This window comes from Bacillus sp. LJBS06 (genome assembly GCF_016924995.1).
Classification (GTDB): Bacteria; Bacillota; Bacilli; order Bacillales; family Bacillaceae; genus Bacillus; species Bacillus stercoris.
In genome coordinates, this window is sequence record NZ_CP070483.1 from 242,817 (window position 1) to 267,911 (window position 25,095).

Sequence of the window (25,095 nt, forward strand, 5' to 3'; positions counted from 1 at the left end):
GGATTAAGTGTAGCATGGTTTTGGGGGATTTCTTGTATGATGTTGCTGTTTAAAAAAGCTAATCTTTATTGGCCTGCTTTCGTTTAGGAATCAAATTATAATATTTTCTATTTTAATAAAAATTTATTTTTCAAATATTTCAGTTATAATGGTTTGGAACAGATAGGAGGGGCAAAGATGTATCAATCAAAGAAGGTTTTATTGTTAGGTTCAGGTGAGTTAGGTAAAGAGGTAGTGATTGAAGCCCAGCGTCTTGGGGTACAGACGGTGGCAGTTGACAGTTACGAGCATGCTCCGGCGATGCAGGTGGCGCATAACAGCTATGTCGTTGATATGCTTGACCCCGAGCAGATCAGAGCCATCATTGAGAAAGAAAAGCCGGATTTGATTGTGCCTGAGGTTGAGGCGATTGCGACGGATGAATTGCTGAAGCTTGAAGAAGAAGGATTTCACGTTATCCCGAATGCCCGTGCGGCCAAGCTGACGATGGATCGGGAAGGCATCAGACGGCTTGCGGCGGAAACGCTTGGACTTGCGACGGCTGGCTATGAATTTGCGAATACATATGATGAATTTATACAAGCGGCAGCTCAGATCGGTTTTCCTTGTGTCGTTAAGCCCTTGATGAGTTCTTCTGGAAAAGGCCAAAGTGTGTGCCGCTCTGAAGCGGATTTAGAGAGCTGCTGGGAGACGGCGATGGAAGGCGGACGGGTGAAAAACGGCCGCGTGATCGTTGAGGAGTTTATCCCTTTCGAATCAGAAATCACACTCTTAACCGTACGTGCGGTTAACGGTACGGCATTTTGTGAGCCGATCGGTCATGTGCAAAAGGACGGGGATTATATCGAATCGTGGCAGCCGCATGATATGACAGAGCAGCAAATAGAAGAAGCGAAGCATATTGCAAAAGCAATCACGGATGAGCTTGGCGGATACGGCCTGTTTGGTGTTGAGCTGTTCCTTGCGAAAGATAAGGTATATTTCAGTGAGGTATCTCCCCGTCCGCATGATACAGGCCTTGTCACGCTGGTAACGCAAAATTTGTCAGAATTCGCGCTGCATGTCCGGGCGATTCTCGGCTTTCCGATTACAGAAATCACACAGCTTTCTCCTGGCGCCAGCAGGCCCCTCAAAGCACCAGAAGAATTAGCGGATTACACTGTTGAAGGACTGGAACACGCACTGGCAGTCCCACAGACACAAGTGCGCGTCTTTGGAAAGCCAATAACGAAAGCCGGACGGCGTATGGCAGTTGCGCTTTCTGCTGCTGATACAGTCGAAACGGCGAGAGAGAACGCTAAGAAAGCATTGGATCAGCTAACGATAAAATAGAGTTTGAGCAGGCTTTGTCATCGCACAAGGCCTGTTTTTTTTCTCTCTCCATAAAAGTTTTATCATAAGAATCCGAAACCTGATTATAATGTAAAAGTCTTCCATCAATACGGGTGGTTGACACTAAAGGAGGGAGATGACAAAATGAAATTAGTTCCAAGATTCAGAAAACAATGGTTCGCTTACTTAACGGTTTTGTGTTTGGCTTTGGCGGCAGCGGTATCTTTCGGTGTACCGGCAAAAGCAGCAGAGAATCCGCAAACTTCTGTATCGAATACCGGTAAAGAAGCTGATGCCACGAAAAACCAAACGTCAAAAGCAGAACAGGTTTCCGCACCTTATGAGGGAACTGGGAAAACAAGCAAATCATTATACGGCGGCCAAACGCAACTGGAAAAAAACATTCAAACCTTACAGCCTTCGAGCATTATCGGAACTGATGAACGCACCAGAATCTCCAGCACGACTTCTTTTCCATATAGAGCAACCGTTCAGCTATCAATCAAGTATCCCAACACTTCAAGCACTTATGGATGTACCGGATTTTTAGTCAATCCAAATACAGTCGTCACGGCTGGACATTGTGTGTACAGCCAGGATCATGGATGGGCTTCAACGATAACCGCCGCGCCGGGACGCAATGATTCTTCATATCCATACGGAACTTATTCCGGCACGATGTTTTATTCAGTCAAAGGATGGACGGAAAGCAAAGACACCAATTATGATTACGGAGCTATTAAATTAAACGGTTCTCCTGGAAACACGGTTGGCTGGTACGGCTATCGGACTACAAACAGCAGCAGTCCCGTGGGCCTTTCCTCGTCAGTGACAGGATTCCCGTGTGACAAAACCTTTGGTACGATGTGGTCTGATACAAAGCCGATTCGATCTGCTGAAACGTATAAGCTGACCTATACAACCGATACGTACGGCTGCCAAAGCGGATCGCCTGTATATCGAAACTACAGTGATACAGGGCAGACAGCTATTGCCATTCACACGAACGGGGGATCGTCATATAACTTGGGAACAAGGGTGACGAACGATGTATTCAACAATATTCAATATTGGGCAAATCAATAAATACAGCAAACTAGCCATATTCATATCTATTTTGTTTTTATGCGGATGCAGTTCGCAGACGCATTCTTCACAAAAAGAAATGACGATTCCTGTCACTCTTCATGTGGAGGATGCTAAGGGGCTTCCGGTCGAAGGAGTTCAAGTGACGATTGTCAAAGCGCCTGCGTCAGATGAGGAGCCGAGTACAGAGATCGGCGAGATACTCGGTAAAACAGACAAAAACGGAGACATCAAATGGGATACCGGTAAAAAAGGCGATTATTCAGTCGCGTTGACGAAGGGTGAAACATCAGTAACCCATCAAATTTCATTAACAGAGGATAAAAAAGATCACACCATTCCATTGGTCTTCAAAGAATAGCAGTTTCCCTGATTTTAAGGGAAACTGCCTTTTTTATTGATCACAGGAAGCCAAACTATATACTGGAAATTTATAATATGAGATAATAAGAAATAGGTATTTTTTCTTACGAGACAAAAGGGGCGCTATCCTTTCATTTATATCAATCAAACCCGGAGGAAAAAGAAGAAGATGACACAAGATTCGATGCAGCTTGCCGCGGTAGAAAGCGGTCTTCGCTTTTACAAGGCGTATAATCAAAGCCTTTCTTTGTGGCCGATTGAGTCGGAAGCATTCTATGTTTCTACTCGTTTTGGAAAAACACATATCATTGCAAGTGGGCCAAAGGGCGCACCTTCGCTCATTTTGCTTCACGGAGGCCTTTTTAGCTCTGCGATGTGGTATCCGAATATCGCGGCGTGGAGCAGTCAATTTCGTACATATGCGGTCGATATAATAGGAGACAAAAATAAAAGTATACCATCAGCAGCGATGGAAACAAGAGCTGATTTTGCAGAATGGATGAAAGATATCTTTGATTCTCTTGGACTTGAGACAGCACACCTGGCCGGTCTTTCGCTTGGCGGCTCCCATATCGTGAATTTTTTGCTTCAAGCGCCTGAAAGAGTAGAGCGGGCGGTTGTTATGAGTCCCGCTGAAGCGTTTATTTCATTTCATCCGGATGTCTATAAATACGCTGCGGCGCTTACAGGGGCAAGAGGAGCTGAAGCATATATCAAGTGGATCACAGATAACAGATATGATCTGCATCCTTTACTGCAAAGCCAAATTATGGAGGGCGCGGCGTGGCAGGATGAACAAAGGAGCCTGAAGCCGACAGAAAATGGCTTTCCGTACGTGTTCACAGACCAGGAATTGAAATCAATACAAGTCCCGGTACTGCTGATGTTCGGTGAGCACGAGGTTATGTACCATCAGCAAATGGCTTATGAGCGGGCGTCGGTGCTGGTGCCGGGAATTCAGGCTGAAATCGTAAAGGACGCCGGACACCTGTTATCTCTGGAGCAGCCAGAGTACGTCAATCAACGCGTTTTGTCCTTTTTGGGCGGAGAATAAATGAGTAAAAGGCATGAAAAGATTGGCATTCATTTTTCAAATGGTAACAAATGTTGTATAATAATAGAATTTGAATGCTGCTTTTTTGGGGGCTTTTTATGTTATCATGCTTATTGAAGAAATTTTTTCCTGAAACGCTATTCGATTACTATCGTCGAATAATATAGATGGTTTTACAATTGGAGGTTTGGTTACACTGTGAATTACATCCCCTGTATGATTACGATAGGAAACTTCATTTGCGGATTGCTGGCGATTCATTCCTTGCTCTATCACAACATTCATTCAGCAGTGCTATTCATTTTTACCGGCATGTTCCTTGATTTCTTTGACGGTATGGCTGCACGTAAGCTGAATGCCGTTTCTGATATGGGAAAAGAATTGGATTCGTTTGCCGACTTGGTTACGTTTGGGGTGGCTCCCTCTATGCTTGCTTACAGTGTCGCGTTGTATACCCTGCCATTTATAGGGATCTTATGCGCATTGACGTACAGCATTTGCGGAATGCTTCGTCTCTCTAAATTTAACATTGAACAAAGCAAACTCCCGACATTTATTGGTATGCCGATTCCATTTGCGGGCATGTGCCTTGTTATTCTAAGCTTCACCTATAACCCGATCCTTCTGGCAATCGGCGCTTGCGGACTTTCATATTTAATGGTGAGTAAAATAAAATTCCCTCATTTTAAAAAACATGCGGCAGAAAACCTGGAGTCTGGGAGATGGAATTAGTTCAGCAGCTCATAGCGGATTACGGTTATCTCGCTATTTTTTTGATGCTCGTATTAGGGATTGTAGGATTGCCGATTCCAGATGAAGTGATGATGACCGTTGTTGGCTATTTCACGCATACCGATGTATTGAATTATGAGCTTTCGATATTGATCAGTTTTGTCGGGGCTTTGTTAGGTATGCTGATCAGCTACATGATTGGCAGAAAAGCCGGACGCCCGTTTATCGATAAGTACGGCAAGTGGGTCGGCTTAAAAGAAAAAAGAATGATGAAAGTGGAAAAATGGATGAAGAAATACGGTCCATATTCTCTTATTTTAGGTTATTTTATTCCCGGCGTCCGACATGTGACATGCTACTTTTCGGGGATCGGCAAAATGGATTTGAAAACGTATATTGCGTTTGCGGCAATCGGTGCCTTTTTGTGGTGCTTTGTTTTTATTACAATCGGAAGGGTAATAGGGATTATTCATGTTTAATACGGCTGTAAAGATTCTGTATCGATCATTGATAGAGCTGACGAATCATCGTCTGTCATCCTATCTGATTAAAGGATTTTGCGAGTCGAAAATCAGCAAACCGGTCATTCCGCTGTTCTCAAAACATTTTCGGCTGAATTGGGATGATGTGGACGGGACGGCTGCTGATTACGGATCGCTGTCCGAATTGTTCATTCGACAAATTAATCTGGAGCGGCGCCCTGTTTCAAAAGAGGCGCATGCGGTGGTTAGCCCTGTTGACGGTGTGGTTCAGACGGTAGGAATCATCAACCCGAATCAAACCTTTACGGTAAAGGGAAAAGATTACTCATTCGCTGAGCTGACTGGCTGTAAAAGCGCAGACCATCAATACAACGGCGGATACTTCGTTGTGCTGTATCTAAGCCCGCGTCATTATCACCGTTTCCATTCTCCGATCAGCTGCAGGTATCAAAAGCTGGCCGAGCTCGGAAATCGCTCATACCCGGTAAATCAATTAGGCTTAAAATACGGAAAAGATGTGCTGTCGAAAAATTATCGGTTTGTGTATGAACTGAATGGCGGCAGCCGAAATGTCCTGATGATTCCTGTCGGCGCGATGAATATTAATTCTATCGTGCAGACAAATACCCGTGCTGAATTGGAGATCGGCGAGGAGCTGGGATACTTTTCATTTGGATCAACCGTCATTTTGATTTTTGAAAAAGACGCATTCCAGCCTTCCGCCAATTTAACAGAAGGCCAAGAAGTTCAAGTCGGAGAACTGATAGGTTACGAAGAGTAAAAAGAGGAGCTTGCATAGACGCAGCGCCTCTTTTTTTGAAGAAAGGTGAGACCCATGGAGAAACAAATCATCAGCTGGATTACAGATTATCAGAACACCGGAGATGAAGCCGTCCTGAGGCAAGTGCGGAAAGCGTGCTGTCCGATTATTGAAGCGGTTTTGCAAGAGACGGCAATAGATGAAGAGCAAGCGAACAATTTGCGCGAAAAAGGAATCGAGCGGTTTCCCTTTATCATCAGCAAATACCAAGCGGATGTGCAGCTTCCGGTTGAGACATTTTTACGAAATACATATCGGTTTTACTTTCATCAGGTGATGAGAGAATCCAGCTAAAGCTTCTTTCAACAGAGAAGCTTTTTTTGTTGGCGGAAAAAAGGAAACTTTTTCAATATCTATCTCGTAACGACTAGAGAACCTAATAGAAAAGGAGAGATAGAATTGAAACGAATCATAGTGAGAATGACCCTGCCGCTACTGATCGTTTGTCTGGCGTTTTCTTCTTTTTCAGCCTCCGCTCGTGCTGCTTCTGAAGAAAAACATTGGGATTCCTGGATTGAACGACATGCACAGCCACTGGATGCTTCCCATGCTTCAAACAAAGACCTTCGATTCCTGAAGAAGGTGCTGAAAGGGAAACGAATTGTTCAATTAGGAGAAACGACACATGGCGCTGGCGAAATGAATGCCACAAAGGTCAGAATGATCAAATACCTCCACGAAGAGCTGGGATACGATGTATTGGCCTTTGAGTCCGGCTTTCCTGATACAAATGCATCCTACCTTAATATGGACCAATTAACCCCTAAAAGCACGATGAAAAACTCCATTTACGCTATATGGCACACAGAAGATGTCGTTGAATTGTTTGATTACATGAAAGAGCAAAAAGAGAAAGGGGATCCGCTGATCCTTACCGGTTTTGATATTCAAAGCATGAAGAATTCATTCAATGATGCTGCGACTCAATGGGTAAAAGCGGTGGACCCTGAGAAAGCAGAGTTGCTCTCCCAATCAGAAAATGATTTTTCAACATTAGTGACAGACAGCAACACGTTTGATAAATTTTCGCAAAAGAAGGAAAAGCTTGTGAAAAACTATCAGAAGCTGATCAAGTTCACTAAAACACATGCTTCAGAGCTAAAAGAAAACCTTCCAAAAGAGCCGAAAGCTTATGAGATGTTTATGCATTCTCTTCAGCTGAGAATTGACGTCATGGAAACGTATATGCTGGAAGAAATGAAAGAAAAACTAGAGGAGTATCCGGAGAATATTGAGGATTTTTCATTCTTTATGAGAGACCGCATGATGGCTGAACAATTTCAGTGGGTAGCCGAAACCCTTTATCCGAAAAAGAAAATCATTGTCTGGGGCCACAATTACCATCTTCGCAAACAGAATACGAAAATGATAAAGGACTGGGTACAGCTAAACGGCCCTAACATGGGTGATTATTTGCCGGAGCGGCTGAAGAAACAAACATATACGATTGGCATTTATGCTTACTCTGGTGCAAGTCTGAATAGTTCCGATAATAAGACGGTTATGCCGGTTACAAGCCCGCCGCCGTCTGGAAGTCTTGAAGCTTTGCTAAAAGCTGCGGACCATCCTGCTCTCTTTGTTGATTTTCTCCATACAAAAAACAAGAAAGGCACTTCGTGGATGTATACCCCGCGGACTGCGCTCTATTGGGGGAACATGGAAGAGCAGATGATCCTGAAGGAACAATATGACGGTGTCATTTGGCTGGAGCATATCACGCCGTCAGTCATTATCAAGTGACCAGTGTCCCCTGTGCTCTAACAGGGGATTTTTACATATCGCAAAAATAATCAAAACATATAATCAGTGATCCATTATTCTAAAACAGAAAGGAGATTAGAGCGTGCAATGTATTATGAAAAGGCTGTCCAGAAAACAATCAATTGGATTGAATCACATTTACATGAGCAAATATCAAACGAGGATATTGTAAACGTTTCAAGCTTTTCAAAATTCCATTTTCATCGGATTTTTCAAAAAGAAGTCGGTATGTCGGTTGCTTCTTATATTCGCTTAAGACGTCTTGCGAATGCGGCAGCGGCTTTGCTTTATACAGATCTTCGTATTATCGATATTGCTTTGTATTTTCAGTTTGAATCTCAAGAAGCATTTACGAGGACGTTCAAAAAGATGTATCACATGCCGCCAGGTGCATACCGAACATTTATGAAACGCTTTACTTCAAAAAAGGAGGAATCTTACATGGAGAAAAAAATGAAGGGCTGGGTATTGAGCGGGAGCCATCCGTTCCAATTCGAAATGGGGATTGACCGGGAAAATGTACATCAGGGAAAAGCTTCAGGGTATTTAAAGTCAACAATGGTGCAGGATATCGGTGAATTTGCGACGATGATGCAGCAATTCAAAGCAGGCCGCTATCTTGGAAAAAGGCTTCGTCTATCAAGTTTTATCAAAACAAAAGGAGTGCAGCATTTTGCCTCGCTTTGGATGAGGGTTGACAGTGCCGCTGATGATGTTCTCCAATTTGATAATATGAGCAACAGACCTATTACTGGAACAACCAATTGGAATCATTATGCTATCGTTTTAGATGTTCCAGAAAATAGCGCAGTGATATCCTTTGGCGTTCAATTATCTGGACCGGGGCAGGTGTGGATGGATCATGTTGTTTTTGAAGAGGTAGATAAGAGCGTACCTTCAACAAATCTTGAAATGCCGGGAGAGCTTTTAGATGAACCGGTAAATTTATCTTTTGAAGAGGAATGATAATAATAGTTTTCAGACAACTACATTTATTAGTAAGTTAATGGAAAATACTATCCGTCATTCAGAAACCCTTGTACCACGCAGGTTTGTAAGAGCTTGGATATTTTTATCAGTCTGGGCGGATCTGTTCATCTTTGCGGCATTTTCCTGTATGATATAGTAAGAGTGTGCATAGCAACTAACTATAATTGAACAGGGTGTTTAAAACATGGAAAAACAATACAGAGTATTACTTTACTATAAATATGTTCCGATTGAAGATCCAGAGGCGTTTAGAGAGCAGCATCTGGCTTTTTGTAAGGAGCTTGGTTTGTTAGGCCGTATCCTTGTTTCTTCTGAAGGAATTAACGGTACGGTATCAGGAACGGTTGAACAGACTGAAAAATATATGGAAACAATGAAAGCTGATCCTCGTTTTGCGGACATGGTATTTAAAATTGATGAAGTAGAAGGCCATGCCTTCAAAAAAATCTTCGTGCGCCATAAAAAAGAGCTTGTCACGCTTCGTCTTGAAGATGATGTCGATCCGAATGAAACAACAGGTCAACATTTGAAGCCAGCAGAATTTTATGAGAAGATGCAGGACCCAAACACAATTGTAATCGACGCGCGTAATGATTACGAGTACGACCTTGGCCATTTCAGAGGTGCAGTCCGTCCTGACATCGAAGCCTTCCGCGAATTACCGGAATGGATCGAAGAACACAAAGATATGCTTGAAGGCAAAAAGATTTTAACGTACTGTACAGGCGGCGTACGCTGTGAAAAGTTTTCAGGATGGCTGGTGAAGCAAGGCTTTGAAGATGTAGCCCAGCTTGACGGCGGCATCGTGACATACGGAAAAGATCCTGAGGTGCAAGGCAAGCTTTGGGACGGCCAGTGCTACGTATTTGATGAAAGAATCAGCGTGCCTGTCAACCGTGTCGAGCATGTGATTGTCGGAAAAGACTACTTTACAGGAGAACCGTGTGAGCGTTATGTGAACTGCGCGAATCCATCTTGCAATAAAAAAATGATATGCACACCGGAAAATGAGTATAAATATATGCGCAGCTGCAGCCACGAGTGCCGCACGAATCCAAGAAACCTGTATGTGAAAGAGCATAATATGACAGAAGAAGAAGTAAATGCAAGACTGGCAGCGATTGAAACAGAAGAACATGCTTCTGTTGAATAATGGAAAGAACACCTCGGAATGAGGTGTTCTTTTTTTATAAGCTTTCGGTTTGGCTGTTTGCGGAAACCCATTCTTTTTGGCGGAAGGCTTTTTCCCATTTTGACACCACGATGCAGGCGATCGCATGTCCCGGAACGTTCACGCCTGTTCGCGCCATGTCCATGACGCGGTCAACACCCGCGATAATGGCAACGCCTTCAGCCGGCAGTCCTACAGCATTGGCAGTCGCCAGCAGCACAACAAGCGAGCCAGAGGGAACAGCTGCAATGCCTTTACTGGTCATCACAAGCACAAGCATCATGAGGAGCTGCTGGGACAATGTCATGTCTACATGAAAGGCCTGCGCCAGAAAGATACAAGAAATCGACAAATATAAGCTTGAGCCGTCACAGTTCAATGACAAGCCGGAGGGAATGACGAATGATACCACTCGTTTGGGACAGCCGTATTTCTCCATTCTATCCATCAGCTGAGGGAGAATGGTTTCAGTGCTGGTGGTGGAAAATGCAATTAAAAACAGATCCCATATCATTTTCAATACTTCGAAATACTTAATCTGAAAGATGAGACCGACAAGCGGAAAGAGGACAAAGAGGATTAGGAACAGGCCAAGGAATACTGTGCCAACCAGCTTAAACATAGGAAGGAGGAGTTCAATGCCATATTGGCCTACAGAAGCTGCCATCAGGGCTAACACGCCGATAGGAGCAGTGACCATAACGATTTGCGTGAGTTTGAACATAATTTGAGCGGCGGATTCAAAGAAATTCATCACGGGTTCAGAGGCTTTGCCAATACCGGCAGCGGCGACACCGAATAAAATCGCAAAGAAAATTACGGCAAGCAAATCATTTCTGGCCATGACATCAATAATGTTTGTAGGGATAATATCGAGGATCATTTGTTTGAAATCAACAACTTTTTCAGTGTAGCCTGACAGTTCATTGATATCTTTTTTCGCCAAATGGGAAAGATTAAGCCCGACACCTGGTTTTAAGACATTTGCTAATAAAAGACCGAGCGCCAATACAAGCGTGGTAATCACTTCGAACCAAATGATTGTCTTGATACCGAGGCTGCCCATTTTTTTCATGCTTCCGCTTCCTGCGGCTCCGATGACAATGGTAGAAAACACAATCGGCACAACAATCATTTTAATCAAGCGGATAAATCCATCTCCGACAGGCCTGAGTGCCATCCCGAAATCAGGAAAAAAGTGGCCGATCACCGCTCCGGCAGCCAAAGCGATTAAAATTTGAAACGCGATTAATTTTTTCAAATGAATCCCCCTTTAGAATGAAGGCATATTCATATCATTCGTGATTCTAATGCAAACCCCTTTTTTCAAGTTATTTTATTTTGGTAACGCTTTCATTATGTTGGCGAAAAAGTCCCCTGCAGCAGGGGGGACTTTTTTACTTCATTTGAATGTGCTTCATATTATCTTCAGAGATATTTGTAAAAATAACCGGTGTTACGGCTGAAGCGGCATGCTGCTTGATGTAATCAAGATCAAATGTGAGAAGCAGTTCACCTTGTTTGACGGCTTGTCCGCTCGTGACATGTGCTTCAAAGCCTTCCCCATTCAATTTGACAGTATCAATGCCGACATGAATCAGGATTTCGGTGCCTCCGGCGCTCATAAAGCCGATGGCGTGTTTTGTTGGAAAGATCGAGACGATCTCGCCGTCCGCAGGTGCAACGACTTTTCCTTCTGTTGGATTAATCGCGAACCCCTCGCCCATCATTCTTTCTGAAAAGACTTGATCAGGCACGTCCCCCAGAGAGACTGTTTCTCCTTTGAGCGGATAAATAAAGGCCTCGTCGGAAACAGGATTTTGCTGCTTGTCCGTTTCCGTGTCCAGCGCGGCGGCGGTGTCAGGGACGCCTCCGGCCATGATCGTTTTGATGTCGTCTTTTAAGGCATCGGATTTTGTTCCGAATATCGCCTGAAAGTTGTTGTTGATTTCGAGCACACCTACTGCGCCAAGCCGTTTTAATTCATCTTTGCTGACTTTGCTTGGCTGATGAACGGTCACGCGAAGCCTTGTGATACACGCATCCAGATTAGCGATATTTTGCTGTCCGCCCAAGGCCTGCAGCACGTGAAAGGCAAGCTGGTCTTTTGCGACTGGAGCTTTCTCCTCATTCTGACCGTCTTCATCTGTGTCACGGCCGGGCGTTTTCAAATTCCATTTCAGAATCGCAAATCGGAACAAATAATAATAAATGAAAGCAAACACGATCCCGACAGGAATGACAACCCAGCCGTTTGTTGACAGTCCGTAGTTTAAGACGTAGTCAATTCCGCCGCCTGAGAACGTATAGCCGTGGCGGACATGGAATAAATCACAAACGACAAAGATGACGCCGGCAAGAATAGAGTTAATAAAATAGAGCACGGGTGCAACGAATAAGAAAGAAAACTCAACCGGTTCTGTAATTCCGGTCAGCATAGATGTGAGCGCCGCAGAAATCATAACGCCGGAGATCATTTTTTTCTTTTCCGGACGCGCGGTATGGATAATGGCAAGAGCAACTGCCGGCAGACAGAAAATCATGTAAGGGAAATCCCCCATCATAAAGCGCCCTGCTGTCGGGTCTCCCGCGAAAAACCTTGTCAGGTCGCCGGTTACGGTGTTGCCTGTTGACGGGTCTGTGTATTCTCCCATCATAAAATAGAAAGGTGTATAAAAAATATGATGCAGGCCGAAAGGAATCAGCAAACGATAGATCGTTGCATAAAAGAACAGGCCGACTGTTGAATCGGCAATTAAACTGCTGGCTGCGTTAATTCCATTTTGGATCAGCGGCCAAACGAATGAGAAAATGACACCGATCACTAATGAACTGACGGACGTAATAATCGGGACAAAGCGTTTTCCAGAGAAAAATCCAAGGACCGGATGCAGCTCGATTGATGAAAACCGCTTATATAAATAGGCGGCGAGAAGCCCGATGATGATTCCTCCGAAAACTCCCATATCAATCAGGTGCTCGGCTCCTTCATACGGAGGCTGAAGGCCGAGTAATTTTCCCATATTGTCGAGGGTAACGGTTAAAATTAAGTATCCAATGACAGCGGCAAGTCCGGCTACACCTTCGCCGCCGGCTAATCCGATCGCGACCCCGACGGCGAAAATCAGCGGAAGATTATCGAATACAACGCCGCCCGCATCCTTTATAATAGGGATGTTCAGTAAGTCTTTGTCTCCGAAACGGAGCAAAAGGCCCGCTGCCGGCAGGACGGCAACCGGAGTCATCAACGCGCGGCCAAGCTGCTGCAGAATTTGAAATGCCTTTTTAAACATGACAGTCTCCTTTTATTGTGTTATGAGTATGGTGCACTCTTTAATTTTTGAGCTGCTTTATTATCGACGATAACGGTTACATGATTGTGTTTTTGAAGAATGGAGGCCGGTACATCTGTCGTGACAGGACCTTCAGCCATCTTTTGAATGGCGTCTGCTTTTTCTTCGCCGCTTGCTAAAAGCACAATATGTTTGCTGAATTCCATGATGGTTTTAATGCCCATTGAAATCGCGAGTCTCGGCACCAGCACCGGATCACCGCCGAAGAATCTGGCATTTGCCTGTATCGTGCTTTCTGAAAGCTTCACAACACGTGTCCGGTCCTCAAAATCAGATCCCGGTTCATTGAAACCGATATGGCCATTGGCGCCGATGCCGAGAATCTGGACATCAATGCCTCCCGCCTGGCGGATGAGATCTTCGTATACCTTGCATTGAGCCTCAAGCTGCGGATTGTCTCCTTGCGGGATATGAATATGATCAGGCTGCATATTGATATGCTGAAAAAGATGCTCATACATAAATTTGTTATAGCTTTGAGGATGAAATGGAGAGAGACCAGCGTACTCATCCAAATTAAATGTAGTAACCTTTGAAAAATCAATTTCACCTGCCTGATAGTCTGAAATCAGCTGCTTGTACAAGCCGACCGGCGTGCTTCCGGTTGCCAGGCCGAGAACGGCATCTTTCTTAGCTTGTATTTGCTCTTTAATAATGGTAGCGCTTAACTTACAGAGTTCATCGTAGTGATTAGCGATCAGAATCTTCATGTGACACCCCCTCAAAGAGATAGACAAGCACCATATTTGTTATGACCAATTTTCGATACTTGTCATTACGAATTTAGCACCAGCGTTATCAAACTGTCAATATAAATTTCTGAAAATTTGTTATAAAGGAAGGATACAAATCTTTCATATTGGGATGGCAAATGGTATTATGGTCTCAATGAAAAAGAACGGATTGCATACAGAATGGGGAGAATGAAATGACAGCTTTATATTCTGTTATCAAGTTTAAAATCATTGAATTAATTAAGTCGGGCAAATATCAGGCGAATGATCAGCTGCCGACGGAGAGTGAGTTTTGCGAACAATATGATGTCAGCAGAACAACTGTGAGACTGGCCCTGCAGCAGCTAGAGCTTGAAGGATATATTAAGAGAATTCAGGGGAAAGGGACGTTTGTATCGGCGGCAAAAATACAAACGCCGATTCCGCATAAGATTACGAGCTTTGCAGAACAAATGAGAGGCCTGCGTTCTGAATCAAAAGTGCTTGAGCTTGTGGTGATACCCGCTGATCACTCCATTGCCGAGCTTTTGAAAATGAAAGAGAATGAACCTGTCAACAAGCTTGTCAGAGTCAGATACGCCGAGGGGGAGCCTTTGCAGTATCATACCTCGTATATTCCCTGGAAGGCGGCACCGGGGCTGGCGCAGGAGGAATGCACCGGCTCGCTGTTTGAATTGTTAAGGACAAAATACAATATTGAAATCAGCAGGGGAACGGAATCGATCGAACCGATTTTAACGGATGAAACGATCAGCGGCCACTTATTAACCAATGTCGGAGCGCCTGCGTTTTTATCAGAATCCCTTACCTATGATAAAAATGAAGAAGTGGTGGAGTATGCGCAAATTATTACGCGGGGAGACCGAACGAAATTCACCGTAGAACAGTCATATCATTCATAAAGCAATACGTGATAAGAAGGGAATGGTCGTTCTATGTTTCTATTGACGAATGGAAAAGTGCTGTGGGGAGCTGTGATTGCTGCATTTATCCTTTCACTCGTGTTTTACCCTTTTCTGCCGGCGCAGATGCCGATTCATTATGATGTAGCGAACAGCCCGGATCTGACAGTGAACAAGCTGGCGGGGACTGTGCTGCTGCCTGTTTTGATGGTGGTGTTTGCATGGGCGCGGAAGATCAATTGGCAATTAGTGTTCGCAGTGTATATTTTGCTGATTTGCCACATTGTCGTCCTATGTTTAGCGGTCTAAATCAAACAGCCAGAATAAAACTGGCTGTTTTTCTTTAATTTCAGCTTCATCTGACAATGAATGTGGTGTATAATAGCTGATGATCCTAAAGAATATTCTGAAATTTATCGGTGTGGAGCGGCGTATCATGAAAGGAAGGGCTGTATATTTTTTGCAGCTTTAAAAAGACTGAATATTTAAACAATTGTATGAAAGGTGTGCTGATCAGATTGAATAAGCTTATTGAACGAGAAAAAACTGGATATTATAAGGAAAAGCCCGACCCGTCTTCCTTGGGGTTTGGACAATATTTTACAGATTATATGTTTGTGATGGACTACGAAGAGGGAATTGGATGGCATCATCCTAGAATTGCACCGTACGCACCGCTTACGCTCGATCCGTCTTCCTCTGTTTTTCATTACGGGCAGGCTGTTTTTGAAGGGTTAAAAGCATACAGAACAGAGGATGGCAGGGTGCTGCTGTTCCGTCCGGATCAAAATATCAAACGGCTGAACAGATCGTGTGAGCGAATGAGCATGCCCCCTTTAGACGAAGAGCTTGTGCTTGAGGCATTGACGCAATTAGTTGAGCTGGAGAAAGATTGGGTTCCAAAGCAAAAAGGAACGTCACTTTATATTCGTCCTTTTGTCATTGCCACAGAACCGAGTCTCGGTGTGAAGGCATCCAGGAGCTATACATTTATGATCGTGCTTTCGCCTGTCGGCTCCTATTATGGCGACGATCAGCTGAAGCCGGTTAGAATCTATGTCGAAGATGAGTATGTGCGGGCGGTCAACGGCGGAGTCGGATTTGCAAAAACGGCTGGAAACTACGCGGCCAGTCTTCAGGCACAGCGGAAAGCGAATGAGCTGGGCTATGACCAGGTACTGTGGCTGGACGCCATTGAAAAGAAATATGTGGAAGAAGTAGGGAGCATGAACATCTTTTTCGTCATAAACGGGGAAGCTGTCACACCTGCTTTAAGCGGAAGCATTTTAAGCGGGGTGACACGCGCGTCTGCGATTGAATTGATTCGAAGCTGGGGCATTCCGGTTCGTGAAGAGAGAATATCAATTGATGAGGTGTATGCAGCCTCTGCACGCGGAGAATTGACAGAGGTCTTCGGCACAGGCACGGCAGCCGTCGTTACGCCTGTCGGTGAACTCAACATTCATGGAAAAACGGTGATTGTAGGCGACGGGCAAATCGGGGATCTCTCGAAAAAGCTGTATGAAACGATAACAGATATCCAGCTTGGCAAGGTAAAAGGCCCGTTCAACTGGACAGTGGAAGTGTAAAAATTGAAAAAGAACCTGCCTGAAGGCAGGTTCTTTTTATTTTGAATGAGTCATATCAGCAGCCGGCAGGCTTTTGCGGTTTTTCACATAATACATTGCATAGCAAACGGCCATAAACGGAACGCCGCAATACAGTGCGATTCTTTGATTCGGATCAAAGGCAATGCCAATGACGGAAGCCAGGCATAACAGAAACGCTGCAATCGGCACGATCGGATACAAAGGCGTTCTGTATTTCAAATCAGTAACTTTGTTTCCCGCTTCGATATAACGTTTTCTGAACATGAATTGAGATGCAGCGATTCCCATCCACACGACAACGACAGCAAAACCGGAAATCGACACGAGCACAACGTATACAGTGTCTGGTGCAAATACACTGGACAGCAGCGACAGAATGCCGCCGATCATGCTGAACACCAGCGCGTTAAACGGGGTTCCTTTTGACGTCAGCTTTGCAAATGTCGGATGAAGCGTTTTTTCTTTTGATAAAGACCACAGCATCCGGGAAGAAGCGTAGAGTCCGGAATTAGCCGCTGACAGGATCGCTGTCAGGATAACAAAGTTCATGAGATCGGCCGCGTATGGTACACCGACTCTATCAAAGACAGCGACAAACGGGCTTTTGATGACACCTGCATCTTGAATCGGAATCAGCCCTGACAGCACAAAAATTGTTCCGACAAAGAAGAGTGAGAGGCGCCAGACCGTTGTTTTAATCGCTTTTGGTATCGTCTTGTCCGGATCAACACTTTCACCCGCTGCGATTCCGATCAGTTCCGTTCCCGAAAAGGCGAAATTGACGGACAGCATCGTCATCAATATCGGAACAAATCCATTGGGAAAGAGCCCGCCTTCCGCCGTGAAGTTAGACAGCATCGGAGCGGCTTCTCCGCCTTTGATGGGGATGAGGCCGAACATGGCAGAACCGCCTAAAAGAATAAATAATATGATGGCTAATACTTTGATGCTGGAAAACCAAAATTCTGATTCAGCGAAAAACCTGACCGAAAATGCGTTAAGCAAGAAAATGAACAGTGCAAATACGGCACTCCACATCCAAACCGACGTATGGGGAAACCAGCGTTGCATTAACAGGCCGGCTGCTGTGAATTCCGATCCCAATGCCACGGTCCATGTCAGCCAGTACAGCCAAGCGACCGTAAAGCCGGTGCCAGGCCCTATGTATTTGGCTGCATAGGTGTGAAAGGCGCCGGTCACAGGCATGGCGACTGACAGCTCACCGAGGCATAGCATGACCAGATAGACAATTCCGGCCCCGACTAAGTAGGCAAGTATCGTTCCAGCGGGGCCTGCCTGCTGAATGGTATAGCCAGAGCTTAAAAACAGTCCTGTTCCGATGACACCTCCTAAGGAAAGCATAAAGAGGTGCCGGCTTTTCATACTTCTCTGAAAGGTTGTCTCATTCTTGTTGTGAGCAGAGTCCATCTTTTTCCAACTTTCTATCGGCGATTTATTTCCTTCCTAATAAAAAATCTCATGTCAGGTAGTGACACGAGACTCCGGCGAACCGGCTTTAAGTTAGAATATACAAACAATTCCGATAAGTCAAGTTGTTTTTAAAGAGCGGACCCAAGCCGCGATTTCTTGAATATCTTCGGGTTTTGTCCGGCAGCAGCCGCCGATCAGCTTCGCACCTTTTTCATGCCAGATGCGGGCGCTTGCCCCGTAAGATTCTGCGCATGCTGCGCCGTTCCACGTTTTAGTTCCCGGATCATATTGCTCACCTGAATTCGGGTAGACGATGATCGGCTTTGACGTGTTCTTTTTTAACTCCTCTATCAAGGAAGAAATATGCTGAAGCGGCGTACAATTGATGCCGAGCGCTGCAATTTGGCGATGTTCATCAAGCCAAGCCGCGCAGTCAGCGGCCGGTGTTCCGTCACTGATATGCAGGCCGTCTTTGGCACTGAAGCTGATCCACGCATACGTTTCGGGAAATTCCTTCAACAGCCGCACAATCGCTTTTGCTTCAGTCAGACACGGGATCGTTTCGCATGCCAAAACATCAGCTCCGGCTTCAATCAGCGCTTTCATCCGGGGACGATGAAATTCAATCAGTTCATCTTCTGATATTGCATAGTTGCCGCGATACTCAGAACCATCTGCAAGATAAGCGCCATAAGGGCCTACAGAAGCCGCAATGATCGGTTTTGGCCGATTCAAACGGTTCTCTTCAAACGACCAAAATTCATCACGTGCTTCAGCTGCGATGCTGACGGACAACTCGATGAGCCGGCGTGCTTCCGCTTCGCTCAGCCCGCGTGCGGCAAAGCCTTCAAATGTGGACTGATAGCTGGCGGTGATCGCACAATCGGCACCTGCTGCGAAATAATCAGTATGAACTTGTTTAATCAGGTCCGGCTCTTCCATCAGGATTTTTGCCGACCACAGACTGTCGTTCAAGTCACAGCCCTTGCGTTCAAGCTCGGTCGCCATGGCGCCGTCTAGCACAATAAGCGGGAATGTATCTAGTATGTGTTGGATAGGATTCATAGAATGTACCGATGCCTTCTTTCAGATTTTTTAAAAAGATATGAAAATCGTAATGGAGGCTTACGTGTTTGTCAATAAACGCAAATAGAGAAAGGTGTTCAGCCCATATGTCTGAACACCTCTTTTTTATGATATTTGTTTGTTGTGTGAGTCTGACGATGTATCAGAAAGCGGCCAGCATTCAATGCCGTTGTGGTTTTTGAGCACATCTTTATAGAAGACCGGATCTTTGCCAGCTTTTTTCTGGCGTGTATAGTCCTTCAGCGCTGTAAAAACGACCTTTGATAATAAGAAAATTGCTATTAAATTCACGACGACCATCAAGCCCATGAACAAATCAGCAAGATCCCAGACGAGCTGGACTTTGGCGACACAGCCAAACACAATCATCGCCAGCACGCCGATACGGTAAACGAATATCAGTTTTTTGCTTTTGTTCAAAAAGCCAATATTGGTTTCGCCATAATAATAGTTTCCGATTAAAGCACAGAATCCGAATAACAAAATCAGAATGGCGAGAAAGCCTGATGCCCATGATCCGACATGGGAGCTTAGAGAGGCTTGTGTCAAGGCGATTCCGCTCAGACCCGGAGTATGATAGGCATCCGAAAACAGAATGATAAAGGCGGTGCTTGTACAAATGACCAGTGTATCAGTAAGCACACCAAAAGCTTGGATCAGCCCCTGTTTGACGGGATGGCTTGTTGTGGCGGTGGCAGCGGCATTCGGTGCGCTCCCCATTCCCGCTTCGTTTGAAAAGATTCCCCGTCTGACGCCTTGCATGAGTGCCGCGCCCAAAGCCCCGCCGGCGGCCTGGTCAAAACCAAACGCATTTTTCACGATTAGCGCAAGCACATCTGGCAGCTGCGTAATGTTGGTGAAAATGACGAAAAACGCAACTCCGATATACAGAACAGCCAATACGACGACAATGGATTCAGCCAATTTTGCAATGCGCTTGACTCCGCCGAAAATGATCGTGCCGAATACAGCAATTAAAATGAGTCCCAATGTCAGGCGGTTTGTGCCGAACGCGTTTTCAAAGGCAAGGCTGACTGTATTGGATTGAACCGAGTTGAAGACGATACCGAACGATAGGGTGATTAACACAGCGAACAGCGCGCCCATCCACCTTTTGTTCAGCCCTTTTTCCATGTAATACGCCGGCCCGCCGCGGAAGCCGTTTACATCTTTCACTTTATAAATCTGAGCCAGTGTGCTTTCCACAAAGCTGGATGCTGATCCGATAATGGCGATAATCCACATCCAGAAGATTGCACCGGGCCCGCCGAGTGCAATGGCGATGGCAATGCCCGTAATATTTCCCGTTCCGACACGGGCTGCCATGCTGATGCAAAAAGCTTGAAACGGAGAAATGGTGTTTTTCGACCGGGAAGCAGCACCTTCTCTTAACACTCTCACCATTTCTTTCAACATGCGAACCTGTAAAAACTTAAGCCTGAACGTAAAATAGATTCCAAGAGAAAGAAGCAATACAATTAATAGCTTTGACCACAAAAGATCATTTGCGATACCGACGATATGTTCCAGGATTTGCTGCATACAATCACCTCTTTTTTATGTTTAAAAAATACTGAGTTCCCACTCCTGTGCCATATGCTTCAGCAGCATACCGCCAGTGAGGCTGTTACCGTATTCATCAATTGCAGGCCCGTAAATGCCGATGCCGCATCCGGATTGAAAAGGCTGTTCTCTTCTGGCGCTTGGAGGCACCAGCGCCATGATGCCGCCGGAGACGCCGCTTTTGGCCGGCACGCCGACAAACGCCGCATATTTGCCTGAAGCGTTGTACATGCCGCACGTCAGCATTAACGCCTTGGCCAATTTTGCCACATCTTTTGGAATCACCTGCTCGCGTCGAATCGGATGATACCCGTCATGAGCAAGGATCAGGCCGATCAACGCAATATCTTCTGTGGTGCTCTCCATAGCGCATTGCTTCAAGTACACCTCAAGTGTTTCTTCTACTTCAGCTTCTAAAAAGTTTGTTTCTTTTAAATAGTAGGCCAGCGCTCTGTTGCGGTGGGCGGTTTCCCATTCAGAACGAAATACTTCCTCATGAATTCTCGGCCGTTTTCCTATCAAAGTTTCCATCACCGAGTAAAGAAACTCGAGCTTTTCGTATGCCGATTCTCCGGGAAGAATCGAAGCGATGGTGAGGGCGCCCGCGTTGATCATGGGATTGAAGGGCTTTCCCGGCTTGTTGATTTCGAGCCGAATAATTGAATTAAAGGCGTCGCCTGTCGGTTCGACATCTACGCGGTCCAGCACATAGGGAATGCCGCGGCTCATGCAGGCGGCGATAAAGCTGATCACTTTGGAAATGCTTTGCAGGGTAAAAGGGACGTTCCAATCGCCGGCATGTATCATCGTTCCGTCAGGCTCCAATATACAAATGCCGAGCTGTGAGTCATTGACTTTTCCTAAAGCGGGGATATAGTTTGCACTTTGTCCATTGGCGGCAAAGGGGCGATAATGCTCAACCCATTGATGCAGCTGTGACGCCGGGTTTATTTCTTTCAGAGTCTCTTTTATCAATTCTTTCATCGAATTCCTCCTCACTGATTTTCTTCTTTAAGGACTGAGGTTTATCAAAGCGAAGGCTGAAGGGGCGTTAAACGCTTTCATAAAAGCGGATGGTATATTTACTGTATAATGGCGACTACAGAATCATACAAAATACGACAAAAACATTTTGAAAATAAGCAGTAAGATTTATAAAAACCTGATTTTCTGGGTCAAAAGCAATTTGCAGGTTTTCTCCCGTTTCTCCAAAATAAAAAGCGAGGATGTGATCATCATAAAACTGGAACGTTTTATCGAAAAAGACGGATATATACTGGCTCTCATGCTGATTACGGTGCCGCTGGCCGGTGAACTGAAATTTTATCCCCTCAATGAAGAATTCCGGGTCAGCTTTGGCGCACCGGTTTTTTTCTTCTTTTTATCGTTGTTGCGGCATGTGCCCGCTGTGCTGCCGGGTTTTCTGACTGGAGCGGCTGTTTTTATCTTTCGCGTCTTTCTGGAATTATGGGGCGGGGGGCACAACGGATTGACTCCGATTCTGTATGACCAAGCGTCTAGCTTTTTCTTTTATATGACTTACGCCTGCCTGTTTTACATACTAAAGGCCAATCGTTTCCGTGAACGGCCGATTATGCTCGGTTTCATCGGGTTTATGATTGAAGTTGTGTCAGATTGTGTCGAGCTGGCTGTGCAATTTCTCATTTTTCATACGGTTGTCACGCCTGAGGAAATTACTGACATTGCGGTGATTGCGATTTCTCACACATTTATCGTGATGAGCTTTTATAGTGTGCTGAAGCTGTATGAAACACAATCGAGAGAAAAACAGACAAGGCAGCAGCATGAGCACATGCTGATGATCGTTTCTAATTTATATGAAGAAACGGTGCACCTAAAAAAGACTTTGAAAACGACAGAGAAAGTGACAAACGATTCGTATCAGCTCTATCGGGAAATGAAGGGCAAGGATCATCAGCTCAGCGGCAGAATCCTGAGACTGGCCGGGGAGATTCATGAAGTGAAAAAGGACAACCAGCGGATATTCGCTGGGCTTTCAAAACTGATTTCGAATGAGAGTTTGAGAGATTATATGAGGGCCTCTGATTTGCTGCAGCTCGTGATTCGAATGAATGAAAAGTACGCTGAAGCACTGGGAAAGCAGATTGATTTTTACTGCTCCATAGAGGGAGAGCATGACGAATATCACGTATTTATTGTGCTTTCGATCATTAATAATCTAACGGCAAATGCGGTAGAGGCTATGGATGAAGAGGGAATGATCAGCCTGAGGCTCCATAAGTTAAATGAGAGTATGGTAGAATTTCAGGTGGAAGACAATGGTCCCGGTATATCTGAAAAAATAGGGGAGATTGTGTTCGACCCGGGCTTTACTTCAAAATATGACGAATTCGGCACGCCTTCTACGGGAATAGGACTTTCCTATGTGAAGGAAATGGTGACTGAACTAGATGGGGATATTACGTTTAATAATCAGCAGCGGGGAGTGGTGTTTGCCATCAGGCTGCCTGTCCGGCATTTGATTCAGAAAGGGTGAACCGAAAGCTATGCGTTTTTTTATCGCTGATGATGACCGTGCGGTACGGTCAATTTTAAGGCAGATCATTGAGGACGAGGATCTTGGGGAGGCTGCTGGTGAAGCAGACGACGGAAGCCAAGTGGAAGGGCATATGCTGCAGTTCAAACAGATTGATATTTTATTAATCGATCTGTTAATGCCCGGAAGAGACGGCATTGAGACCATTCGTGAGATCCAGCATACGTACTCCGGCAAAATCGTCATGATCTCTCAAGTGGAGGCGAAGGAAATGGTCGGAGAAGCGTACTCGCTTGGCATCGAATATTTTATCCATAAGCCGATTAACCGCATTGAAATTGTTACGGTTCTCCAAAAGGTGAAGGAGCGGATTGAGCTTGAACACTCGATTGGAGCCATTCAGCATTCACTAAGCCGGCTTGTCAATCGGACTGATCGGAAAGCGCGTCCCCAGCAGAAGAGTGACAGCGGTTTAAAAGAGGCGGGAGCATTTCTGCTGTCCGAGCTGGGCATGATGGGAGAAGGCGGCGCGCAGGATCTCATGGCGGTCCTGCAGTATTTAGCAGAATACGAGCAATCCGAGCCGCACGAAAAACAAAGCCCTTCGCTAAAACAAATATTCACCCAAGTAGCCGAACGGAAGCTGGGGACAGGGGCCTCTCAGACGGAGGTCAATCGGGAAATGAAAGCCTCAGAGCAGCGTATCCGCAGAGCGATTATCCATTCGCTGCACCATTTTGCATCACTGGGGACAACTGATTTTTCGAATCCAAAATTTGAAACCTATGCGTCGAAGTTCTTTGATTTTCCGGTAGTCAGCCAGAAAATGAAAGAACTCCAATCCAAGGATGCAAAACCTCTCGCCCCTGCTAGAATAAATATGAAAAAATTCATCCACGTGTTTTTTTTGGAAGCGAAGCTTTTGCACGAGACGATGAAACAAAGAAGGATATAAACCAAACAGCCGGCTGATCCGGCTGTTTTTTTGCTGCGCAGAATCCCGGCGGGACAGCGATTTACTGTTTTTTTATAAAATATCAGAAAATAAAGATATTGACTTATTGTTTATTTGTCTTACAATTAAACAAAAGGATATATGGAAAGGAGTGGATGTGAAAGAAAGAATAATAAAGCGCTTTCAGTCAGAGGCTGTATACACAAATAACAGGAGGTTATGTTGATGAGCCGTATCAGAAAAGCACCCGCTGGCATTTTAGGTTTTCCGGTTGCTCCTTTTAACACACAAGGAAAGCTGGAGGAAGAAGCTCTTTTTCAAAACATTGAGTTTTTGCTGAAAGAGGGCTTAGAAGCGATATTTATCGCTTGCGGGTCTGGTGAATTTCAATCTCTCAGCCAGAAGGAATATGAGCAAATGGTGGAAGTCGCAGTCTCGGCAGCTGGGGGAAAGGTGCCGGTTTACACTGGGGTGGGCGGCAACCTCAGCACAGCGCTTGAATGGGCGCAGCTGTCGGAGAAAAAGGGCGCCGACGGCTACTTGATCCTGCCCCCGTATTTGGTGCATGGCGAACAGGAGGGACTGTATCAGTATGCGAAAACGATTATTGAAAGCACTGACTTGAATGCGATTCTCTATCAGCGTGATAACGCCATTCTCGCTGTAGAACAGATCAAACGCTTGACCGAATGTGAACAGCTTGTCGGTGTCAAAGACGGGGTAGGGAATATGGATTTAAATATTAACCTCGTCTATACGATCGGCGACCGCTTGGGATGGCTCAATGGAATGCCGATGGCTGAAGTGACGATGCCGGCTTACCTGCCGATCGGGTTCCACTCTTACTCTTCAGCGATTTCAAATTATATCCCGCATATTTCGCGAATGTTCTATGATGCATTGAAAAACGGAGATGCCGAGCTGGTGAAGGAAATCTATCAGCATGTGATTCTCCCAATCAACGATATTCGCAAACAACGAAAGAGCTACGCCGTATCCTTGATTAAAGCGGGGATGGAGATCATGGGGCTGAATGTAAGAAATACAGCCAGACCGCCTGTCGGCCCGGTTGAAAAAGAACATTATCAGCAATTGGAAGCGATTTTGAAGCAGGCGGCTGACCGTTTTCCGAAAAAAGCCGCAACGGTTTGA

24 protein-coding genes are annotated in these 25,095 nt (G+C 45.3%); 17 read left to right on the plus strand and 7 right to left on the minus strand.

The window, feature by feature from the left end; genetic code table 11:
- Positions 1-162: 162 nt before the first annotated feature.
- The 11 genes from purT (at position 163) to trhO (ending at position 9,773) form a co-directional block, all read left to right on the plus strand.
- Positions 163-1,332: a phosphoribosylglycinamide formyltransferase 2 gene (gene purT, locus JQX68_RS01350; protein WP_255220397.1), complete on the plus strand. Its 1,170-nt coding sequence runs from the start codon at positions 163-165 to the stop codon at positions 1,330-1,332.
- A gap of 144 nt (positions 1,333-1,476) precedes the next feature.
- A complete protein-coding gene (gene mpr / locus JQX68_RS01355; protein ID WP_014662610.1) occupies positions 1,477-2,418 on the plus strand; it encodes an extracellular metalloprotease Mpr in 942 nt (313 codons plus the stop codon).
- Positions 2,381-2,779 (plus strand): YbfJ family protein, encoded by a 399-nt coding sequence (locus JQX68_RS01360; protein WP_069148878.1) that lies wholly within the window; start codon positions 2,381-2,383, stop codon positions 2,777-2,779. The genes mpr and JQX68_RS01360 overlap by 38 nt, the downstream gene beginning before the upstream one ends.
- A 171-nt stretch (positions 2,780-2,950) precedes the next feature.
- On the plus strand, positions 2,951-3,835 hold the full coding sequence (gene cesB / locus JQX68_RS01365; protein WP_147772845.1) for an enantioselective carboxylesterase CesB: 885 nt from the start codon (positions 2,951-2,953) through the stop codon (positions 3,833-3,835).
- Between the two features lie 198 nt (positions 3,836-4,033).
- Positions 4,034-4,567 carry a CDP-diacylglycerol--serine O-phosphatidyltransferase gene (pssA, locus tag JQX68_RS01370; RefSeq protein WP_040084308.1) on the plus strand — a complete coding sequence of 178 codons (534 nt, stop codon included), beginning with the start codon at positions 4,034-4,036 and terminating at the stop codon, positions 4,565-4,567.
- Positions 4,558-5,046, plus strand: coding sequence for a DedA family protein (locus JQX68_RS01375; RefSeq protein ID WP_014662613.1), 489 nt, complete (start codon positions 4,558-4,560; stop codon positions 5,044-5,046). Before pssA ends, JQX68_RS01375 begins: the two co-directional genes overlap by 10 nt.
- Entirely contained in the window at positions 5,039-5,830 is a 792-nt protein-coding gene (locus JQX68_RS01380) for a phosphatidylserine decarboxylase (RefSeq protein ID WP_040084306.1), read from the plus strand. Before JQX68_RS01375 ends, JQX68_RS01380 begins: the two co-directional genes overlap by 8 nt.
- 54 nt (positions 5,831-5,884) lie before the next feature.
- Positions 5,885-6,163 (plus strand): hypothetical protein, encoded by a 279-nt coding sequence (locus JQX68_RS01385; RefSeq protein WP_014662615.1) that lies wholly within the window; start codon positions 5,885-5,887, stop codon positions 6,161-6,163.
- A 105-nt stretch (positions 6,164-6,268) separates the two neighbouring features.
- Positions 6,269-7,609 carry an erythromycin esterase family protein gene (locus JQX68_RS01390; RefSeq protein WP_147772846.1) on the plus strand — a complete coding sequence of 447 codons (1,341 nt, stop codon included), beginning with the start codon at positions 6,269-6,271 and terminating at the stop codon, positions 7,607-7,609.
- Positions 7,610-7,717: 108 nt separating this feature from the next.
- Positions 7,718-8,596 (plus strand): helix-turn-helix transcriptional regulator, encoded by an 879-nt coding sequence (locus JQX68_RS01395; protein ID WP_136654912.1) that lies wholly within the window; start codon positions 7,718-7,720, stop codon positions 8,594-8,596.
- Between the two features lie 208 nt (positions 8,597-8,804).
- Positions 8,805-9,773 carry an oxygen-dependent tRNA uridine(34) hydroxylase TrhO gene (trhO, locus tag JQX68_RS01400; protein ID WP_014662617.1) on the plus strand — a complete coding sequence of 323 codons (969 nt, stop codon included), beginning with the start codon at positions 8,805-8,807 and terminating at the stop codon, positions 9,771-9,773.
- A 34-nt stretch (positions 9,774-9,807) separates the two neighbouring features.
- Here trhO and gltP read toward each other — a convergent pair whose 3' ends face one another.
- From gltP to nagB, 3 genes are all read right to left on the minus strand, one after another.
- The gene (gene gltP, locus JQX68_RS01405; RefSeq protein WP_069148882.1) at positions 9,808-11,052 is read right to left on the minus strand and encodes a glutamate-aspartate/proton symporter GltP; all 1,245 of its coding nucleotides are present in this window, start codon (positions 11,050-11,052) and stop codon (positions 9,808-9,810) included.
- Between the two features lie 136 nt (positions 11,053-11,188).
- On the minus strand, positions 11,189-13,084 hold the full coding sequence (ptsG, locus tag JQX68_RS01410; RefSeq protein ID WP_205440464.1) for a glucose-specific PTS transporter subunit IIBC: 1,896 nt from the start codon (positions 13,082-13,084) through the stop codon (positions 11,189-11,191).
- Positions 13,085-13,104: 20 nt separating this feature from the next.
- Positions 13,105-13,854 carry a glucosamine-6-phosphate deaminase gene (nagB, locus tag JQX68_RS01415; protein WP_040084296.1) on the minus strand — a complete coding sequence of 250 codons (750 nt, stop codon included), beginning with the start codon at positions 13,852-13,854 and terminating at the stop codon, positions 13,105-13,107.
- Between the two features lie 218 nt (positions 13,855-14,072).
- On the opposite strand from nagB, the gene gamR reads away from it, so the two are divergent.
- From gamR to JQX68_RS01430, 3 genes are all read left to right on the plus strand, one after another.
- Positions 14,073-14,780, plus strand: a complete 708-nt coding sequence (gene gamR, locus JQX68_RS01420; RefSeq protein ID WP_003234841.1) for a transcriptional regulator GamR — start codon at positions 14,073-14,075, stop codon at positions 14,778-14,780.
- Positions 14,781-14,813: 33 nt separating this feature from the next.
- Positions 14,814-15,089, plus strand: coding sequence for a DUF1648 domain-containing protein (locus tag JQX68_RS01425; RefSeq protein ID WP_069148885.1), 276 nt, complete (start codon positions 14,814-14,816; stop codon positions 15,087-15,089).
- Between the two features lie 209 nt (positions 15,090-15,298).
- Entirely contained in the window at positions 15,299-16,369 is a 1,071-nt protein-coding gene (locus tag JQX68_RS01430) for a branched-chain amino acid aminotransferase (protein WP_041521238.1), read from the plus strand.
- Between the two features lie 36 nt (positions 16,370-16,405).
- Here the strand turns inward: JQX68_RS01430 and mmuP are convergent, their stop codons facing one another.
- The 4 genes from mmuP to JQX68_RS01450 all read right to left on the minus strand — a co-directional run bounded on the left by mmuP (position 16,406) and on the right by JQX68_RS01450 (position 21,454).
- Positions 16,406-17,818 carry an S-methylmethionine permease gene (mmuP, locus tag JQX68_RS01435; RefSeq protein ID WP_205440465.1) on the minus strand — a complete coding sequence of 471 codons (1,413 nt, stop codon included), beginning with the start codon at positions 17,816-17,818 and terminating at the stop codon, positions 16,406-16,408.
- Between the two features lie 120 nt (positions 17,819-17,938).
- A complete protein-coding gene (gene mmuM, locus JQX68_RS01440; RefSeq protein WP_205440466.1) occupies positions 17,939-18,886 on the minus strand; it encodes a homocysteine S-methyltransferase in 948 nt (315 codons plus the stop codon).
- A gap of 126 nt (positions 18,887-19,012) precedes the next feature.
- Complete coding sequence (locus JQX68_RS01445; protein WP_014662627.1) at positions 19,013-20,449, minus strand: alanine/glycine:cation symporter family protein; 1,437 nt, start codon at positions 20,447-20,449, stop codon at positions 19,013-19,015.
- A 21-nt stretch (positions 20,450-20,470) separates the two neighbouring features.
- The gene (locus JQX68_RS01450) at positions 20,471-21,454 is read right to left on the minus strand and encodes a glutaminase (RefSeq protein ID WP_205440467.1); all 984 of its coding nucleotides are present in this window, start codon (positions 21,452-21,454) and stop codon (positions 20,471-20,473) included.
- A gap of 301 nt (positions 21,455-21,755) precedes the next feature.
- Here JQX68_RS01450 and glnK point away from each other — a divergent pair, with 301 nt between their 5' ends.
- From glnK to kdgD, 3 genes are all read left to right on the plus strand, one after another.
- Positions 21,756-22,988: a two-component system sensor histidine kinase GlnK gene (glnK, locus tag JQX68_RS01455; RefSeq protein WP_080478299.1), complete on the plus strand. Its 1,233-nt coding sequence runs from the start codon at positions 21,756-21,758 to the stop codon at positions 22,986-22,988.
- 10 nt (positions 22,989-22,998) lie between these two features.
- Positions 22,999-23,943: a glutamine utilization two-component system response regulator GlnL gene (glnL, locus tag JQX68_RS01460; RefSeq protein ID WP_014662630.1), complete on the plus strand. Its 945-nt coding sequence runs from the start codon at positions 22,999-23,001 to the stop codon at positions 23,941-23,943.
- Positions 23,944-24,168: 225 nt separating this feature from the next.
- Positions 24,169-25,095 (plus strand): 5-dehydro-4-deoxyglucarate dehydratase, encoded by a 927-nt coding sequence (gene kdgD, locus JQX68_RS01465; RefSeq protein ID WP_040084289.1) that lies wholly within the window; start codon positions 24,169-24,171, stop codon positions 25,093-25,095.

Coding starts and splice junctions, on each gene's coding strand:
- mmuP (WP_205440465.1), bottom strand. CDS start 17,818: ATGGACTCTGCTCACAACAAGAATGAGACAACCTTTCAGAGAAGTATG.
- JQX68_RS01375 (WP_014662613.1), top strand. CDS start 4,558: ATGGAATTAGTTCAGCAGCTCATAGCGGATTACGGTTATCTCGCTATT.
- nagB (WP_040084296.1), bottom strand. CDS start 13,854: ATGAAGATTCTGATCGCTAATCACTACGATGAACTCTGTAAGTTAAGC.
- JQX68_RS01450 (WP_205440467.1), bottom strand. CDS start 21,454: ATGAAAGAATTGATAAAAGAGACTCTGAAAGAAATAAACCCGGCGTCA.
- gamR (WP_003234841.1), top strand. CDS start 14,073: ATGACAGCTTTATATTCTGTTATCAAGTTTAAAATCATTGAATTAATT.
- trhO (WP_014662617.1), top strand. CDS start 8,805: ATGGAAAAACAATACAGAGTATTACTTTACTATAAATATGTTCCGATT.
- JQX68_RS01395 (WP_136654912.1), top strand. CDS start 7,718: ATGTATTATGAAAAGGCTGTCCAGAAAACAATCAATTGGATTGAATCA.
- JQX68_RS01425 (WP_069148885.1), top strand. CDS start 14,814: ATGTTTCTATTGACGAATGGAAAAGTGCTGTGGGGAGCTGTGATTGCT.
- kdgD (WP_040084289.1), top strand. CDS start 24,169: ATGAGCCGTATCAGAAAAGCACCCGCTGGCATTTTAGGTTTTCCGGTT.
- ptsG (WP_205440464.1), bottom strand. CDS start 13,084: ATGTTTAAAAAGGCATTTCAAATTCTGCAGCAGCTTGGCCGCGCGTTG.
- JQX68_RS01385 (WP_014662615.1), top strand. CDS start 5,885: ATGGAGAAACAAATCATCAGCTGGATTACAGATTATCAGAACACCGGA.
- glnL (WP_014662630.1), top strand. CDS start 22,999: ATGCGTTTTTTTATCGCTGATGATGACCGTGCGGTACGGTCAATTTTA.
- glnK (WP_080478299.1), top strand. CDS start 21,756: ATGCTGATTACGGTGCCGCTGGCCGGTGAACTGAAATTTTATCCCCTC.
- JQX68_RS01445 (WP_014662627.1), bottom strand. CDS start 20,449: ATGCAGCAAATCCTGGAACATATCGTCGGTATCGCAAATGATCTTTTG.
- mmuM (WP_205440466.1), bottom strand. CDS start 18,886: ATGAATCCTATCCAACACATACTAGATACATTCCCGCTTATTGTGCTA.
- cesB (WP_147772845.1), top strand. CDS start 2,951: ATGACACAAGATTCGATGCAGCTTGCCGCGGTAGAAAGCGGTCTTCGC.
- JQX68_RS01360 (WP_069148878.1), top strand. CDS start 2,381: ATGTATTCAACAATATTCAATATTGGGCAAATCAATAAATACAGCAAA.
- mpr (WP_014662610.1), top strand. CDS start 1,477: ATGAAATTAGTTCCAAGATTCAGAAAACAATGGTTCGCTTACTTAACG.
- JQX68_RS01380 (WP_040084306.1), top strand. CDS start 5,039: ATGTTTAATACGGCTGTAAAGATTCTGTATCGATCATTGATAGAGCTG.